The sequence below is a fragment of the Rossellomorea arthrocnemi genome, from assembly GCF_904424705.1.
Lineage (GTDB): Bacteria > Bacillota > Bacilli > Bacillales > Bacillaceae_B > Rossellomorea > Rossellomorea arthrocnemi.
Genome location: NZ_CAJGBF010000021.1, coordinates 1 through 15716, shown reverse-complemented (window position 1 = coordinate 15716; position 15716 = coordinate 1). Strand labels below are relative to the sequence as shown.

Sequence of the window (15716 nt, the reverse complement as noted above, 5' to 3'; positions counted from 1 at the left end):
CCTACTCCTCCTTTCCTGCCTGGGCTTGTTCAAAAATGATCTTCAATAGTTCCTCTAATCGTTCCGTCCGATTCAGCAAAAACAAATATCCAATAAGTGCCTCAAAAGCAGTACTATGTTTATATGTCTGTACATCTGTATTTTTAGGGGTGGTCCCGGATTTCGCATTCCGACCACGCTTAACAATCGAAATCTCTTCTTCCGTTAATACCTCATAATCAAACAATGTTCTGAGAATAGCCGCTTGGGCTTTCGCAGACACATACTTCGTCGCCGCTCTGTGCAGCTGATTCGGTTTGATCTTCCCTTTCGTTAACAGGAGCTGCCGTACATATGTTTCATATACAGCATCCCCCATATACGCAAGTGCCAGTGCATTGATCTGTTTCGCCTCGATTTGTTCATTTGTCTCGTGCAGCATTAAGAACCTCTTTTCCAGCGTATGCCTTGAGGGGTATCTTCCAGAATGATATTCATGTCTTTCAATGTGTCACGAATTTCATCCGCTAGTTGGAAGTTACGGTCCTTACGTGCTTGAATACGTTTTTGTATCAACTCTTCCACTTCTTCGTCCAGTAGTTCCGCTTCCTGAAGAGTCAATCCCAGCACAGAGAAGAAATCTTCGAAATGCTGTAAAAATTCTTCAATTACCTCAGTGGAAGTATTCTTCTCCATCAAATAATAATTCGCTTGCCTGGATAGTTCGAATAAAACGGATATCCCATTGGCAGTGTTAAAATCATCATCCATATCTGAAATGAACTGATTTTTCAACTCTGCGATTTTGTCCACCCACTCCTGATTGTTCTCCGTTAAATTTGTACTTGATTCCTTACGATGCTTCAAGTTGTCATAAGCTGTCTTGATCCGTTCCAAAGAGGTCTCTGCGTTCTGGAGAAGCTCGAGATTGTAGTTGATCGGATGACGGTAATGAACGGATAGCATGAAGAAACGAAGTACCTGCGGATCTTGTTCTTTAATAATATCGTGAACTAATACGAAATTACCGAGGGACTTTGACATCTTCTCATTATCGATATTAATATATCCATTGTGCATCCAATAGTTTGCAAAGGTCTTACCTGTGAGGGCCTCCGATTGGGCGATTTCATTCTCGTGATGAGGGAAGGTGAGATCCTGTCCCCCGGCGTGAATATCAATGGTATCTCCCAAGTAGCGCTTTGCCATGGCGGAGCACTCGATATGCCAGCCCGGGCGTCCTTCACCCCATGGACTTTCCCAAGAGATCTCCCCTTCTTTCGCCGCTTTCCATAGAACGAAATCAAGGGCGTCCTCTTTTTTGTCGCCTACATCAATCCGGGCTCCCGCTTTCAGTTCATCAATAGGCTGATGAGAAAGCTTACCATAGCCATCAAACTTTCTTGTTCGATAATAAACATCACCCTGTGACTCATAGGCATACCCTTTTTCAACAAGGGCTGTGATAAAATCAACAATGGTGTCGATATTATCGGTTACAGTCGGATGAACATCTGCCTGCTTGCATCCGAGGGCTCCTGTATCTTCAAAGTAAGCATCTATGAAGCGCTTTGCAATAGTCGGGACATCTTCTCCCAGTTCCTTAGCCGCTCTAATTAATTTATCATCCACATCTGTGAAATTCGAAACGAATTGAACATCATAGCCCCTGTATTCCAGATAACGTCTCACTGTGTCAAACACAATCGCAGGTCGGGCATTTCCTATATGGATATAGTTATAAACCGTCGGTCCGCACACATACATTTTGACCTTACCCTCTTCCAGGGGTTTGAATTCTTCTTTTTGCCTTGTAAGTGTGTTATATAAACGAATCGTCAAGATGATCGACTCCTTCCCTCATATTCCCTTAATAGTGATTTCAACTCATTCACTTCTTTTTCAAGCTGTTTCATACGGTCGTTCATTGGATCCGGCAAATCACAGTGGTTCAGGTCCTTCAGTATCTTCACTCCGTCCTGGATGACGACCTTCCCCGGGATGCCGACTACGGTAGAATTGGGGGGAACATCTTTCAGGACCACGGACCCTGCTCCTACCTTAGAATTTTCCCCAACTACGATGGATCCTAATACTTTCGCTCCTGTCGCAATAAGGGCATTATCCTGAATGGTGGGATGCCTCTTCCCTTTTTCTTTTCCGGTTCCACCGAGGGTGACGCCTTGGAAGAGCGTGACATTATCTCCGATTTCACATGTCTCGCCAATCACTACACCCATCCCATGATCGATGAAAAAACGCCGGCCGATTTTAGCCCCGGGGTGAATTTCCACTCCCGTGAAAAAGCGGCTTACCTGTGAAATGACCCGTGCAATAAAAAAGAATTTACGTTTAAAAAATGCGTGAGCAACACGATGAGCCCAAATAGCATGAAGACCCGAATACGTGAGGATGACCTCCACATAATTCCTCGCTGCCGGATCCTGATCAAACACGACATCTATATCTTCCTTAAACGACTTAAACATTCGGATCCCCCTCTCTTTAAAAAATAAAAGCGCTGGTGGCTTGGTCAGAGGCGACAAGCATAAGGCGAGGCCACCGGAAAGGCGTTTTTTGCCTTCCTGGACCATTTAGCTTATGACCTCGAGGGCCTAGCCGCTGGAGCTGGACAAACAGAAAAGCGGAGGCGGCTTGGGAAGAGGCGACAAGCATAAGACGAACCTGCTGGAAAGGCGCCCTTTGCCTTTGTGGCAGGTTTGGCTTATGACCTCGAGCCTCTAGCCGCCGGAGCTGGACAAACAGAAAAGCGCAAGCGGCTTGCTCAGGCCCGGCAAGCATAAGATCAATGGGCCGGGAAGGCGTTTTTTTGCCTTCCCGGACCATTTAGCTTATGACCTCGAGGGCCTAGCCGCTCGAGCTGGACAATAAAAAAACGCCCCTGTCAATAAAATGACAGAGACGCTTAGGTAGCGCGGTTCCACTCTGATTGAAAAGAAAAATAACCTTCTCCAACTCAAATCCTGTTAACGGTAGGAAACCGCCTTTACCTACTATATTTCAGTAACGGACTCAGAGGTGCATTTCAGAATCGGAGGGGCTTAAACCACTTTCAGCCGGTGATGGTTCTCTCTATTAAGCATCCTTTTCTTACTTCTCCTCATCAACGCGATATCATTTATTGTGATACTCTTACTATATTACATTTCCTTCAAAATGTTAACCTAAAAGACTTTGCAGACGATGTTTAACCGTATCTTTCCCTAAAAGTTCAATCGCATTCGGCAATTCAGGACCATGAGTCTGACCCGTAACCGCTACACGGATTGGCATAAAGAGCTTTTTCCCCTTATGACCTGTCGACTTTTGGACAGCCTTTATAGAGGATTTAATTTCTGCTGCTTCATAATTTTCAAGAGCTTCTATCTCGTTCAAGAAAGCTTGAAGGACTTCAGGGACCTGTTCTTCTTCCAGTACCGCTTTTGCCTCTTCACCGTATTCAAGATCTGCCTTAAAGAACATTTCAGACAACTCAACGATTTCAGCCCCGAAGCTCATTTGCTCCTGGTATAAAGAAATGACGCGGGCCGCCCATTCACGCTGCTCATCGGACATGTTCCCGTCCAGTTTACCCGCACTGATTAAATGAGGAAGGGACAGCTCAACAACTTGAGCCAATTCTAAATTCTTCATGTACTGATTGTTCATCCATGTTAGCTTCTGGTTATCGAACAGTGCAGAAGAAGTAGATAAACGCGCCGGGTCGAAAATTTCAATAAATTCATCTTTAGAAAATAGCTCTTCCTCTCCTTTTGGAGACCAGCCGAGTAGTGCAATGAAGTTGAATAAAGCTTCCGGTAAGTACCCTAAAGCTTCGTATTGCTCGATGAACTGAATGATACTTTCATCGCGCTTACTAAGCTTTTTACGGCTTTCATTAACAATTAATGTCATATGTCCATAAACAGGAGCTTCCCATCCAAGAGCTTCAAAAATCATTAATTGTTTTGGCGTATTGGATATATGATCTTCTCCACGTAGAACGTGTGAAATTTTCATCAGATAATCATCAACCGCAACGGCAAAGTTATAGGTTGGCGTTCCGTCTTTTTTCGCAATGACAAAATCGCCGATGCCATCAGATTCAAACGCCACATCTTCTTTCACGATATCATTGAAAGAATATACTTTTCCTGCAGGTACACGAAAACGAATGCTCGGTTGACGACCTTCCGCTGCTAATTTCTCCTGATCCTCTTTTGTCAGGTTGCGGCATTTTCCGGAGTAACGTGGCATTTGACCTGATGCCGATTGAGCTTCACGTTCCGCTTCCAGCTCTTCCTCCGTACAGTAGCATTGATAAGCCTTTCCGCTTTCCAACAACTCATTTAAGTACTGCTCATAAATATGGTTACGCTCAGATTGACGATAAGGACCGTATTCACCCGGCTTGTCTACACTCTCGTCCCAGTCGATTCCCAGCCACTGAAGATACTTAAGCTGACTTTCTTCTCCACCTTCGATATTACGCTTCTTATCTGTGTCTTCAATACGTATGATGAACTTCCCACCTACGCTGCGGGCGTAAAGGTAATTAAATAAAGCGGTTCTTGCATTTCCAATATGTAAATGACCCGTTGGACTCGGGGCATAACGGACGCGTACTTCCTGTGTCATTTGTATTTCCTCCTCTTATGATTCCTGCTTTAAAGTCTATGACCTATTTTAACACCGTTAAGTATGGGAATAAAGCGAATTTATCCCCTACTTCTTTTTAATTAATACAGTTGTTTGGGCTGCAATCCCTTCGCCTCTTCCGGTAAATCCAAGCTTCTCAGAAGTAGTTGCCTTTACATTTACATCAGCAATATCCGCTTCCAATAATGCAGCGATGCTTTGTCTCATTTCGTCGATATATGGAGCCATCTTAGGTTTCTGGGCAATGATCGTGCAATCGATATTCCCTAATTCATAACCTTCCTCTTTCACAAGAGCCCATACATGCTCGAGAAGTTTTGCTGAATCAGCATCCTTGAACTCGGGATCTGTATCCGGAAAATGCTTGCCGATGTCTCCTGCGGCAATAGCACCTAAGCACGCATCCGCAACAGCATGCAACAAGACATCCGCATCGGAATGCCCCAATAATCCTTTATCATATGGAATCGTAATGCCTCCCATGATAAGCGGTCTCTCTTCCACTAATTGATGGACATCAAATCCTTGTCCGATTCTAAACATGTTCCTCTCCTCCACTCATTTCCTCTCGCTTCTTCAAAATGGCCTCTGCAAAATATAAATCTTCTGGTGTGGTCAGTTTAATGTTGTCGTAATCACTCTCAACGACAGCCACCTCAACATCCGATCTTTCTACCAGTGAAGCATCATCTGTACCAAGGAAACCATCTTGATCAGCATCTTTATGTGCCTTTATCAAAACAGAAACACGAAAAGCCTGTGGGGTTTGAACCATCCACAAGCTTGAGCGTTCAATCGTTTCCTCGACTTCTCCATCCAGTACTTTTTTGATCGTATCTTTAACAGGCACGGCCGCAATGGCCGCCCCTGTTGAATATGTCTTTTCTACCAATTGGTGAATCGTGGATTCCTTAATAAATGGTCTTGCTCCGTCATGTACCAGAACAATCTCATGATCAACCTCAAGCAACGCATTGTATACACTATGCTGCCTTTCTTCGCCTCCATCAACTAGCTTGACGACCTTCGTGATCCCAAACCGTTCTAGCATGTCACAGAATACAAGTCGCTCAGATGGATGTATGGCTAAATAGATTCCCTTACAATGGGGATCCTGTTCGAAAACGCGTAATGTATGGATGATGACCGGGCAACCCTTCAACTCGAGTAGCAGTTTGTTTTTGCCCGCTTTCATTCGTTTTCCCTGCCCTGCAGCCGGAATGACAACTTCATATTCCATAGAATAACTCCTTTAACACAAAGTAATACTATTCATTATACCTTACTGAATCAATGGAGTCAGGGCAAAACAACCTTCTTATAATGCTTTTTCTAATTGCTTCGGTTTTGCAAAGATCATTCGGCCTGCCGATGTTTGTAGAACGGATGTTACGAGGACATCGATATACTTACCGATGTAATTGCGTCCCTCTTCCACGACAATCATCGTACCATCATCCAGGTATGCAATTCCCTGGTTATGCTCTTTACCATCTTTAATGACCTGTACCTTCAATTCTTCACCAGGTAATACCACCGGCTTGACGGCGTTGGCTAAGTCATTGATATTTAATACTTGTACACCTTGAAGGTCACACACTTTATTCAAGTTAAAATCATTCGTCACAACGATTCCATTCGTAAGCTTTGCTAATTTCACCAGCTTCGAATCTACTTCTTGAATTTCTTCAAAGTCACCTTCATAGATTTGTACCTCTACGGGAAGTTCTTTTTGGATACGATTTAAGATATCCAATCCCCGACGACCACGATTTCGCTTCAATACATCTGAAGAATCCGCAATATGCTGGAGCTCTTCCAGTACGAATTGAGGAATCACAACGATCCCTTCTAAAAATCCTGTCTGGCAGATATCCGCTATACGGCCGTCAATAATCACGCTCGTATCCAATATCTTAAGGGTCTTAACACCCTCTTCATCCAGGTCCTCTTCCGTGCCTTTTTTCTTACCTCGGTTTGCCGTGCCTAATAGACCAACCAGTTCATCCCTTTTCTTAAAACCAACCTGGAATCCTATATATCCAAGAAGGAGCGTTAATAGAATAGGAACCACCGTATTCACAATCGGAATCTCCATCTGATTGAACGGGATCCCAAATAAATAGGCAACAAACAGACCGATAATCAGTCCTAAACTACCAAATAATAAATCAGTTACCGGTGCCTTTACCAAGCTATCTTCAAACCACTTGACGAAATTGACGACATACTCGACTGCCCAAAACGTAAGAATATAAAAAATGATGGCACCAAATATAGCAGTCATATAAGGGTTATTTATTAAAGGAATGTCTGATAAATTTATGACGGTAAATAATTCGGGAAGTAGAAATATCCCTAGTGTCCCCCCGACGATAAGGAAGCACGCTTGAACGATTCTTTTTAACATTCCCTCACCTCCTCCTACTCATTATAAACAATTTACTATTTTTGAAACGTGTCAGCCTTGAAAATTTCAAATTTCATACAATAGAAACAATTTTGATATAGTTATCCCATTTTAACAGCTTCCTTAAGTGAAGGCTAACATGTCTTATTGTGACTGTCAATTTTTTGAAAATGCTGCATTTATACCATATTTGGCAAGCGCAGGTCTTCATACCTACAACTGACGATCTGCAAACGTTTGTTCCTTAATCAATTTTAACCCCTCTTTAATTTTCCTTGCTCTCACCTCTCCAATTCCTTCGACTTCATCCAAGTCATCCACAGAAGCACTCACAACATGGGGAAGGGTTTCGAACCGTGTGATAAGATTTTCAATGATCACGATCGGTAAACGTGGAATCTTATTCAACACCCGGTATCCTCTTGGGTAGATGGCATCATCGTGATGGACATAGCCATGATAGCCTAGTAACTTTAAGAGGACATTATCCTCTAATACTTCTGAATGAACAAGTTCCTGGAATTTATAGAGAAGTTCAAACGGTTTGATATTTCTTTCCTGAGAGTAATCCCGGATTATGAGCATCGCCTCATCTTCAATATCCGTCAATAGCTCATTCATCTGAAGACGGATCAACCTGCCCTCGACACCGAGCTCGCTGAGATAAGTCAATAACTCGTTCTTGATCCTCAAAACCATCTCGAACCGGTGAAGAACCTGCAGCAAGTCACTTTGAGTGACTAGCTCCTCAAACTCCAACACCGATAAATTTGAAATACTCTGATCGAGAACCACCTTATACTTCTCCAAGGTTTGAATCGCCTGGTTGGCCTTCGTCAAGATGACAGAGATGTCCTTTAAAGCATATCGGAAGTTTCCTTGGTACAAAGTGATGACGTTTCTCCGTTGGGAAATGGCAATCACAAGGGCATTGGTCTGCCTGGCGACCCGCTCTGCCGTACGATGTCTCATTCCTGTTTCTGTGGAGGGAACGTAAACATCGGGAGCCAACTGTGCGTTTGCCAAAATGATCTTAGTACCCGCTTCATTCAGAATGATGGCCCCGTCCATCTTAGCCAGTTCATACAGGTAGCTTGGAGAGAAAGCACAATTAATGTGAAATCCCCCGTCCAACACAGATTTCACCTTATCATTGTACCCAACCACAATAAGGCCACCCGTATTGGCTCTCAACACATTGTCAATACCATCCCTTATAGGGGCACCGGGAGCAACAAATTGTAATATATCCGACATGGATTTATCTCTTGCCTTCTTATCTTCCATTCCTTATCCTCCTAAAATAATTGACAGTGCTTCGTTAATATTTGCTACTCCTGTAACCTCTATATCGGTAGGCGGCTGCCACCCACTTAAGTTATTTTGGGGGATAATCACTCGTTTAAATCCCAGCTTAGCCGCTTCCTGCACACGTTGCTCTATTCTCGATACCCTTCTTATCTCACCTGTTAAACCGACTTCTCCAATAATGCAATCATGGGCACTGGACGCTCTATCCCGAAAGCTTGAGGCGATACTTGCAGCGACGGCCAAATCAATCGCCGGTTCGTCCAGCTTGACCCCACCTGCCACTTTCAGGTAGGCATCCTGCTGCTGCAAAAGCATCCCTGCCCGTTTCTCCAACACCGCCATGATAAGTGAAACCCTGCTATGATCAATCCCTGTCGCCATCCTTCGGGGATTGTTAAAGCTGGTTGGTGTCACAAGAGCCTGAATCTCTACAAGAACGGGTCTCGTCCCCTCCATCGAAGCAACGACCGTCGAACCGGCCGCACCTTGTGAACGTTCTTCCAGGAAAATCTCAGAGGGGTTTGCCACTTCCTCCAACCCGAGCTCCTTCATCTCAAAGATTCCCATCTCATTCGTGGATCCAAAGCGATTCTTTACCGCTCTTAAAATACGGTACGAATGATGACGCTCCCCTTCAAAATACAACACGGTATCGACCATATGTTCCAATAAACGCGGCCCTGCAATTGATCCTTCTTTGGTAACATGCCCGACAATAAAAATGGCGATGCCCTTTGTTTTTCCGATTCTCATCAACTCTGCTGTACACTCCCTCACCTGGGATACACTGCCCGGGGCAGACGTCACATCAGGATGGAAAATCGTTTGGATTGAGTCAATGATGACAAAATCAGGTAAAATTTGTTCAATCGTTTGATGGATCAACTCAAGATTCGTTTCCGCAAATATATATAAATCATCTGATTCAACATGTAATCGGTCTGCCCGAAGCTTTGTTTGCTTGATGGATTCTTCTCCGGATATATATAAAACCTTTTGCTTCTGATCAGCAAGCTGAGCCGAAACTTGTAGCAATAAAGTAGATTTTCCAATACCCGGGTCTCCTCCGATTAACACCAGTGACCCGGGTACGACTCCTCCGCCCAACACCCGGTTCAGCTCTTTTGACTCAGTCAATACCCTCGGCTCCTGTTTGGTTTTGATGGAGATCAACTTCTCTGCTTTAGATGGCCCGTTATTTTCCGAATGCATAAACGACCCGCGTGGCTTCTTCCCAGTCATCTCAACCTCTTCCACCATCGTATTCCATTCGTTACACCCCGGACATTTCCCCATCCATTTAGCAGATTCATACCCACAAGATGAACACACAAACTTAGTCTTTTTCTTTGCCAATCTATTCTTCTCCTCTTTAACTCTATTTGTACTCATAACTATCCATGATAATACCATTTGGAATGATTGTAACGGTTTTATGTAAGGGATTCAAGAAAAGCGCAGGCGGCTTGAACAGAGGTGACAAGCATTAGTCGAGTTCACTGGAAAGGCGTTTTTTGCCTTTTTAGTGAACTTGGCTAATGACCTCGAGCCTCTAGCCGCCGGAGCTGGACAATACCAAAAGCGCAGGCGGCTTGAAATGAGGCGACAAGCATTCACGAAATCTCCTTAAGCTTCCATTTATGATAAAAGAGGTACACGAAAAACATATACGTGTACCTCTTAATCCGCCTTGCTATTATGTCGGAGTGTTGGCTGCTTCTTCTTCTTTAACTTTTACAACAAACTCATTATCTTCTACATCGATCAAAACATTCTGTCCTGTCAGCACTTTACCTCTCAATAGCTCTTCTGACAGTTTATCCTCAACATATTTCTGAATGGCTCGACGCAGTGGACGCGCACCGTATTCAGGATCAAACCCTTCATCTGCAATTTTCTCTTTGGCAGCGAGGGAAAGCTCTAAATGGATATCCTGCTCTTTCAAACGGCTTGTCAACTGGTTCGACATCAATGTCACAATCTCTTTCAAGTGATCTTTTTCAAGTGAATGGAACACAATGATTTCATCAATACGGTTAAGGAACTCAGGTCGGAAAGCACGCTTCAGTTCTTCCATGACCTTACCTTTCATATCTTTATAATCTTGTTTTCCATCCTGAATATTGAACCCGACATATTTATTGCTCTTAAGGGACTGTGCACCGACGTTCGATGTCATGATCAAGACTGTATTTCTAAAGTCTACCGTTCTTCCCTTGGAATCTGTTAGACGGCCATCCTCTAATACTTGCAGGAGGATGTTGAATACGTCCGGATGTGCTTTTTCAATTTCATCCAAAAGAACCACGGAATACGGTTTTCGGCGAACTTTTTCTGTTAACTGACCGCCTTCTTCGTATCCAACATATCCTGGAGGTGAACCGACTAAGCGGGAAGTGGAGTGTTTTTCCATGTACTCAGACATATCAATACGAATCATCGCATCCTCATCACCGAACATCGATTCAGCAAGTGCACGAGCCAATTCTGTTTTCCCTACTCCAGTTGGTCCCAGGAAGACAAATGAACCGATTGGACGTTTCGGATCCTTTAAACCTGCTCTTGCACGTCGAACAGCTTTTGATACGGCTACAACCGCCTCCGATTGACCAATGACTCTGGAATGAAGGATCTCCTCTAATTTTAGTAAACGATCCGTTTCCGTTTGCGCTAGTTTCGATACCGGTACTCCTGTCCAGTTCGATACAACCTTTGCAATATCTTCAACAGTTACTTCTGTATTTTCCTGACCTTGTTTCTCTTTCCACGTGTTCTTTGTTTCTTCTAATTCTTCCCGAAGCTTTTGTTCGGAATCCCGTAACGATGCAGCCTTTTCAAATTCCTGACTTTGAACAGCTGCATCCTTCTCTTTGCGGATTTCCTCAAGCTTTGCTTCAAGCTCCTTCAGGTTTGGCGGTGTAGTGTAAGAGCGTAAGCGTACCTTAGAACCAGCCTCATCGATTAAATCGATCGCCTTATCAGGAAGAAATCTGTCAGAAATATAGCGATCCGACATCTTCACAGCCGCATCAATTGCTTCATCAGTAATGGATACACGGTGATGTGCTTCATAACGATCGCGTAAACCTTTCAGTATCTGAATAGATTCAACTGCTGTTGGCTCATTGACTTGAATTGGCTGGAAACGACGCTCGAGGGCAGCATCCTTTTCGATATATTTACGGTATTCATCTAATGTGGTAGCACCGATACACTGTAACTCTCCGCGGGCAAGAGATGGTTTTAAGATGTTTGAAGCATCAATGGCACCTTCTGCTCCACCTGCACCTATCAGGGTATGAAGTTCATCGATGAACAGGATGATGTTACCCGCTTGACGGATTTCATCCATGACTTTCTTCAGTCGATCCTCAAATTCCCCACGGTATTTTGTACCTGCTACTACAGTACCCATATCAAGGGTCATAACTCGTTTATCCCTTAGAATTTCAGGTACTTCATTGGCAATGATCTGTTGTGCAAGACCCTCTGCAATCGCAGTCTTACCTACACCAGGCTCGCCGATTAACACCGGGTTATTCTTGGTACGTCGACTTAGGACTTCAATGACACGCTGAATTTCTTTGCTTCGTCCGATGACGGGATCTAAGCTGCCTTCACGGGCAATCGACGTTAAATCACGAGCTAAGCTATCAAGAGTAGGCGTATTGGCATTGGCATTGCCCCCACCCTGGTGATTGCTTGAATCATTGCTGCCAAGTAACTGCAATACCTGCTGCCTTGCTTTATTCAAGCTGACGCCAAGATTACCAAGTACGCGGGCGGCTACTCCTTCACCTTCACGAATTAACCCTAATAAAATATGTTCTGTTCCTACATATGAGTGACCCAATTTCCTAGCCTCATCCATGGAAAGCTCAATCACTTTCTTCGCACGCGGTGTATAATGGATCGTTTGAGATTTCTCGGTTCCTTTCCCGATTAACCCTTCGACTTCCTTCTGAATCTTTTCAGGGCTCAGACCTAATGCCGTAAGGGCCTTGGCGGCAATCCCTTCACCTTCGCGGACAAGTCCTAATAAAATATGTTCAGTACCAATATTACTGTGCTGCAAACGAATCGCTTCTTCTTGAGCTAATGCCAATACTTTTTGGGCTCTTTCTGTAAATCGACCAAACATCATATTATTTTTCCTCCTCACATGTATCTTTATCTAACTTAATTCGCTCTCGAATCAAAGATGACCTTCTTATATCTCTTTCATTTGGTCTCAATGGACCTCCAGAATATTGTTGTAAAAAACCAGGTTGGGTTAAAATCATTAGTTCATTCAATATATTCTTAGATATAACTTTGATGTATCCTAAATCAATTCCAAGCCTTACATCCGATAAACACTTCGCAGCTTCCTTGGACTCAATGATCCTGCTGTGCTCCAACACCCCTAAAGAGCGGAAGATTCTATCTTCTAATTGTATGTTTGACGTTTGAACTAATGCGTCCCTTGCTGATTGTTCTTTCTCGATGATCTGCTTCACAACGCTTAACAAGTCTTCTACGATATCCTCTTCAGACTTACCAAGAGTCGTTTGATTCGATATCTGAAAGATGTTTCCCAACGCTTCACTGCCTTCCCCGTAGATCCCTCTTACTACTAATCCCAATTGATTGATAGCGGGAATAATACGGTTTAATTGCTGTGTTAACACAAGCCCCGGTAAATGCATCATGACGGAAGCTCTGAGCCCCGTTCCTACATTGGTGGGACAAGTTGTTAAATATCCATGCTTCTCGTCAAACGCAAAATCAAATTCACTCTCAAACCAATCATCGATCTGATTGGCTTTCTGCAAGGCTTCCTTCAACTGAAGACCTGGATATAAACACTGTATTCGAATATGGTCCTCTTCGTTTACCATTATGCTAATATCTTCTTCACTCGATAAAAGGACGGCACCGTAGTTCGTGTCCTCTGCCAGATTTGGACTGATAAGGTGTTTCTCCATTAATACCCTCTTTTGGAGAGGCTGAATCTCACTTGTAGGCAAAAATTCTAATTCCCCTAAATTCCCCGGGTAAAAAGTCAGTTTTTCCTTCACACGTTCCACAATCTCCCGAGCTTCCTCAGATGAGTAAAGAGTGGAAAATCGAAATTCCGTCAGATTCCTCGCAAGCCTTACTCGGGAGCTGAGAACAATATCCGAATTCGGACCCTCCTCACACATCCAAGAACTGAGAGCGTTACTCAAGAACTTCTCCAGACTCATTCTTTATCGCCTCCCTCTTTCTTGATATCCTTTTCCAGGGAGCGGATTTCGTCTCGGATTTCAGCTGCTTTTTCAAATTCTTCATCTGCAATCATCGTTTGCAAGTCAGATTTCAACTGCTGTATTTTCTTTTTCGTATGGATGGTCCCACCCATACGCTCAGGGACCTTTCCATGATGCTCCACGTTACCGCTATGAACGCGCTTTAGCAGTGGAGTAAGCTCATCTCTAAACGTCTCATAACAATGGGCACAACCAAAGCGTCCTACATTTATGAACTGGTGAATTGTCATTTTACATTTTTCACACTGTAAAACTTCTGTCTTAGGAATCTCTGTTTCCTTTGCCTGCTTAAATGAAGGAGCTATATTAAGAAGACCCGCCAATAGGTTGTTCACAGAAAAGCCCGGAGAAGAATCAAACATAAACATTTCACCCTTATCCTGAGCACATTGCTCACATAAATGAACCTCTGTCTTTTCCCCATTTACCACCTTGGTAAAATGAAGGGTCGCAGGTCTTTCATTACACTCTTGACAAACCATCTCATTCACCTCTTTATCACTTACTCATACTTCAATGTATCCAGCATGGCTCTAAGCATTCTTCCTCTCAGGACATCCCGTTCGGGTAATTCGACCAAGATGACTGAACGATCCATCACGCTCAGCATGATCTTGGCTTCTCGTTCAGAAATGATTTCTTCTTCTACTAACCGAAAAACAATATCAGCTGCCGTATTCTGGCTGATCGTTTGTGAAATCAGTGCCACTAATTGGTCGATCAAATGAACTTGATCGTGGGCCTTCACCTTCATAATCCGGATGTAGCCACCGCCACCCCTTTTACTTTCTACTACATACCCTCGTTCAATTGTGAAACGGGTATTGATTACATAGTTAATTTGAGAAGGAACACATTGAAACTTATCAGCGATCTCGCTTCTTTTAATCTCGACTATCTCACTTTCACTCAGTTCTAAAACATTCTTTAAATAATGTTCAATGATGTCGGATATGTTCCTCATCAAACCTCCTCCTCATTTTGACTTTGACTATATTTGACTATAATTATACAACCGTGTTTTAAACTTTGCAATTATGAAGTTTGACCTTAGAAGTTTTCCTGTTTAAGGAAAGTTTTAAACGTGGGAAAGCGAGATTATTGGATAGAAATTAGAAAATGGGGGACTGGGAACATGTTGGACAAGAAGTATAGTGGTTAGATCGGGGAAGGTTTTTTAAGCCTGCTTGAGAATTAGACCCGTTTGTAAAGGCACTAAGGTGAGGGAACTATCCAATTATTTTTGGAAAAAATAGGGTTATTTATAACAGGAATGCATGGCGCCATTTTTTCATTGTCCCAAAGAAATAACCTTTCCCGCTGGCAGGCAGAGGTTTCCTTCCTAAAATAGCGTGCTTTTCGCTTTTTGATCTCTTTTCTCATTGATATTGGCTATTTCAGCTCAGAATATAGATGGGGATGAGTGTTTTCAGGCGTTTTAGTAGGCCGGTATTAAATTTCGATTAGCTTTGAGGAACAATCATGCGGGATACGAAAGCAATCATGCCGGATGTAGGATCATCATGCGAGAATTCAATTTTTCATGCGACTATGTGATTAATCATGCGCCATTTCAAAGAATCGTGCCACAATGTCGATTTTTCTTTACGCCGCTTCGTTTGGCATCCTTCAATGGGAGGTTAAGGAGATACCAAATACATATAGTTCTCAAAACCAAAAAAGAGTAACTCCTAAGAGCTACTCTTTCTTCACATTGTGCCTGGCGACGTCCTACTCTCACAGGGGGAGATCCCCCAACTACCATCGGCGCTGAAGAGCTTAACTTCCGTGTTCGGCATGGGAACGGGTGTGACCTCTTCGCCATTATCACCAGACGACTATTCAATTGAAGGGTTGTTCCTTCAAAACTAGATAAAGGATTGATGTCAAGAAAGCCGAATATCGACCAATTGTTGTTCATTAAAATCATGACTCTTTGTGGTTAAGTCCTCGATCGATTAGTATCAGTCAACTCCACATGTCGCCATGCTTCCATCTCTGACCTATCTACCTAGTCATCTTCTAGGGATCTTACTCACTTACGTGATGGGAAATCTCATCTCGAG

The 15716-nt window shown here is 43.4% G+C and carries 13 protein-coding genes, 2 rRNA genes and 1 other annotated feature; all 15 genes read right to left on the bottom strand.

From position 1 onward, the window contains the following. Position 1: 1 nt before the first annotated feature. A complete protein-coding gene (locus tag BAA9072_RS19775) occupies positions 2-421 on the bottom strand; it encodes a Mini-ribonuclease 3 (protein WP_201716409.1) in 420 nt (139 codons plus the stop codon). Next, positions 421-1821, bottom strand: coding sequence for a cysteine--tRNA ligase (gene cysS, locus BAA9072_RS19770; protein ID WP_201716408.1), 1401 nt, complete (start codon positions 1819-1821; stop codon positions 421-423). Before cysS ends, BAA9072_RS19775 begins: the two co-directional genes overlap by 1 nt. After that, positions 1818-2468, bottom strand: coding sequence for a serine O-acetyltransferase (gene cysE, locus BAA9072_RS19765; protein ID WP_201716407.1), 651 nt, complete (start codon positions 2466-2468; stop codon positions 1818-1820). The genes cysS and cysE overlap by 4 nt, the downstream gene beginning before the upstream one ends. Positions 2469-2894: 426 nt before the next feature. Next, positions 2895-3116 (bottom strand) — a binding site (T-box leader). A 43-nt stretch (positions 3117-3159) separates the two neighbouring features. Further along, on the bottom strand, positions 3160-4617 hold the full coding sequence (gltX, locus tag BAA9072_RS19760; RefSeq protein ID WP_201716406.1) for a glutamate--tRNA ligase: 1458 nt from the start codon (positions 4615-4617) through the stop codon (positions 3160-3162). A gap of 87 nt (positions 4618-4704) precedes the next feature. After that, positions 4705-5181 (bottom strand): 2-C-methyl-D-erythritol 2,4-cyclodiphosphate synthase, encoded by a 477-nt coding sequence (gene ispF, locus BAA9072_RS19755; RefSeq protein WP_201716405.1) that lies wholly within the window; start codon positions 5179-5181, stop codon positions 4705-4707. Continuing rightward, positions 5174-5878 (bottom strand): 2-C-methyl-D-erythritol 4-phosphate cytidylyltransferase, encoded by a 705-nt coding sequence (gene ispD, locus BAA9072_RS19750; RefSeq protein WP_201716404.1) that lies wholly within the window; start codon positions 5876-5878, stop codon positions 5174-5176. Before ispD ends, ispF begins: the two co-directional genes overlap by 8 nt. Positions 5879-5956: 78 nt before the next feature. Then, on the bottom strand, positions 5957-7048 hold the full coding sequence (locus BAA9072_RS19745; protein WP_201716403.1) for a PIN/TRAM domain-containing protein: 1092 nt from the start codon (positions 7046-7048) through the stop codon (positions 5957-5959). 213 nt (positions 7049-7261) lie between these two features. Beyond that, a complete protein-coding gene (gene disA, locus BAA9072_RS19740) occupies positions 7262-8335 on the bottom strand; it encodes a DNA integrity scanning diadenylate cyclase DisA (RefSeq protein ID WP_201716402.1) in 1074 nt (357 codons plus the stop codon). A 3-nt stretch (positions 8336-8338) separates the two neighbouring features. Beyond that, positions 8339-9715 carry a DNA repair protein RadA gene (gene radA / locus BAA9072_RS19735; RefSeq protein ID WP_201716401.1) on the bottom strand — a complete coding sequence of 459 codons (1377 nt, stop codon included), beginning with the start codon at positions 9713-9715 and terminating at the stop codon, positions 8339-8341. Between the two features lie 340 nt (positions 9716-10055). Further along, positions 10056-12503, bottom strand: coding sequence for an ATP-dependent protease ATP-binding subunit ClpC (clpC, locus tag BAA9072_RS19730; RefSeq protein ID WP_201716400.1), 2448 nt, complete (start codon positions 12501-12503; stop codon positions 10056-10058). 1 nt (position 12504) lies between these two features. Beyond that, the gene (locus BAA9072_RS19725; RefSeq protein WP_201716399.1) at positions 12505-13587 is read right to left on the bottom strand and encodes a protein arginine kinase; all 1083 of its coding nucleotides are present in this window, start codon (positions 13585-13587) and stop codon (positions 12505-12507) included. Then, positions 13584-14132 carry a UvrB/UvrC motif-containing protein gene (locus BAA9072_RS19720; RefSeq protein WP_201716398.1) on the bottom strand — a complete coding sequence of 183 codons (549 nt, stop codon included), beginning with the start codon at positions 14130-14132 and terminating at the stop codon, positions 13584-13586. The genes BAA9072_RS19725 and BAA9072_RS19720 overlap by 4 nt, the downstream gene beginning before the upstream one ends. Positions 14133-14152: 20 nt before the next feature. Beyond that, on the bottom strand, positions 14153-14614 hold the full coding sequence (locus BAA9072_RS19715; protein WP_201716397.1) for a CtsR family transcriptional regulator: 462 nt from the start codon (positions 14612-14614) through the stop codon (positions 14153-14155). A gap of 754 nt (positions 14615-15368) precedes the next feature. Next, positions 15369-15485 (bottom strand): 5S ribosomal RNA (gene rrf / locus BAA9072_RS19710). Positions 15486-15588: 103 nt separating this feature from the next. Next, a 23S ribosomal RNA gene (locus tag BAA9072_RS19705) occupies positions 15589-15716 on the bottom strand; the annotation flags it as partial.

Coding starts and splice junctions, on each gene's coding strand:
- BAA9072_RS19775 (WP_201716409.1), bottom strand. CDS start 421: ATGCTGCACGAGACAAATGAACAAATCGAGGCGAAACAGATCAATGCA.
- cysE (WP_201716407.1), bottom strand. CDS start 2,468: ATGTTTAAGTCGTTTAAGGAAGATATAGATGTCGTGTTTGATCAGGAT.
- gltX (WP_201716406.1), bottom strand. CDS start 4,617: ATGACACAGGAAGTACGCGTCCGTTATGCCCCGAGTCCAACGGGTCAT.
- ispF (WP_201716405.1), bottom strand. CDS start 5,181: ATGTTTAGAATCGGACAAGGATTTGATGTCCATCAATTAGTGGAAGAG.
- ispD (WP_201716404.1), bottom strand. CDS start 5,878: ATGGAATATGAAGTTGTCATTCCGGCTGCAGGGCAGGGAAAACGAATG.
- BAA9072_RS19745 (WP_201716403.1), bottom strand. CDS start 7,048: ATGTTAAAAAGAATCGTTCAAGCGTGCTTCCTTATCGTCGGGGGGACA.
- disA (WP_201716402.1), bottom strand. CDS start 8,335: ATGGAAGATAAGAAGGCAAGAGATAAATCCATGTCGGATATATTACAA.
- clpC (WP_201716400.1), bottom strand. CDS start 12,503: ATGATGTTTGGTCGATTTACAGAAAGAGCCCAAAAAGTATTGGCATTA.
- BAA9072_RS19725 (WP_201716399.1), bottom strand. CDS start 13,587: ATGAGTCTGGAGAAGTTCTTGAGTAACGCTCTCAGTTCTTGGATGTGT.
- BAA9072_RS19720 (WP_201716398.1), bottom strand. CDS start 14,132: ATGGTTTGTCAAGAGTGTAATGAAAGACCTGCGACCCTTCATTTTACC.
- BAA9072_RS19715 (WP_201716397.1), bottom strand. CDS start 14,614: ATGAGGAACATATCCGACATCATTGAACATTATTTAAAGAATGTTTTA.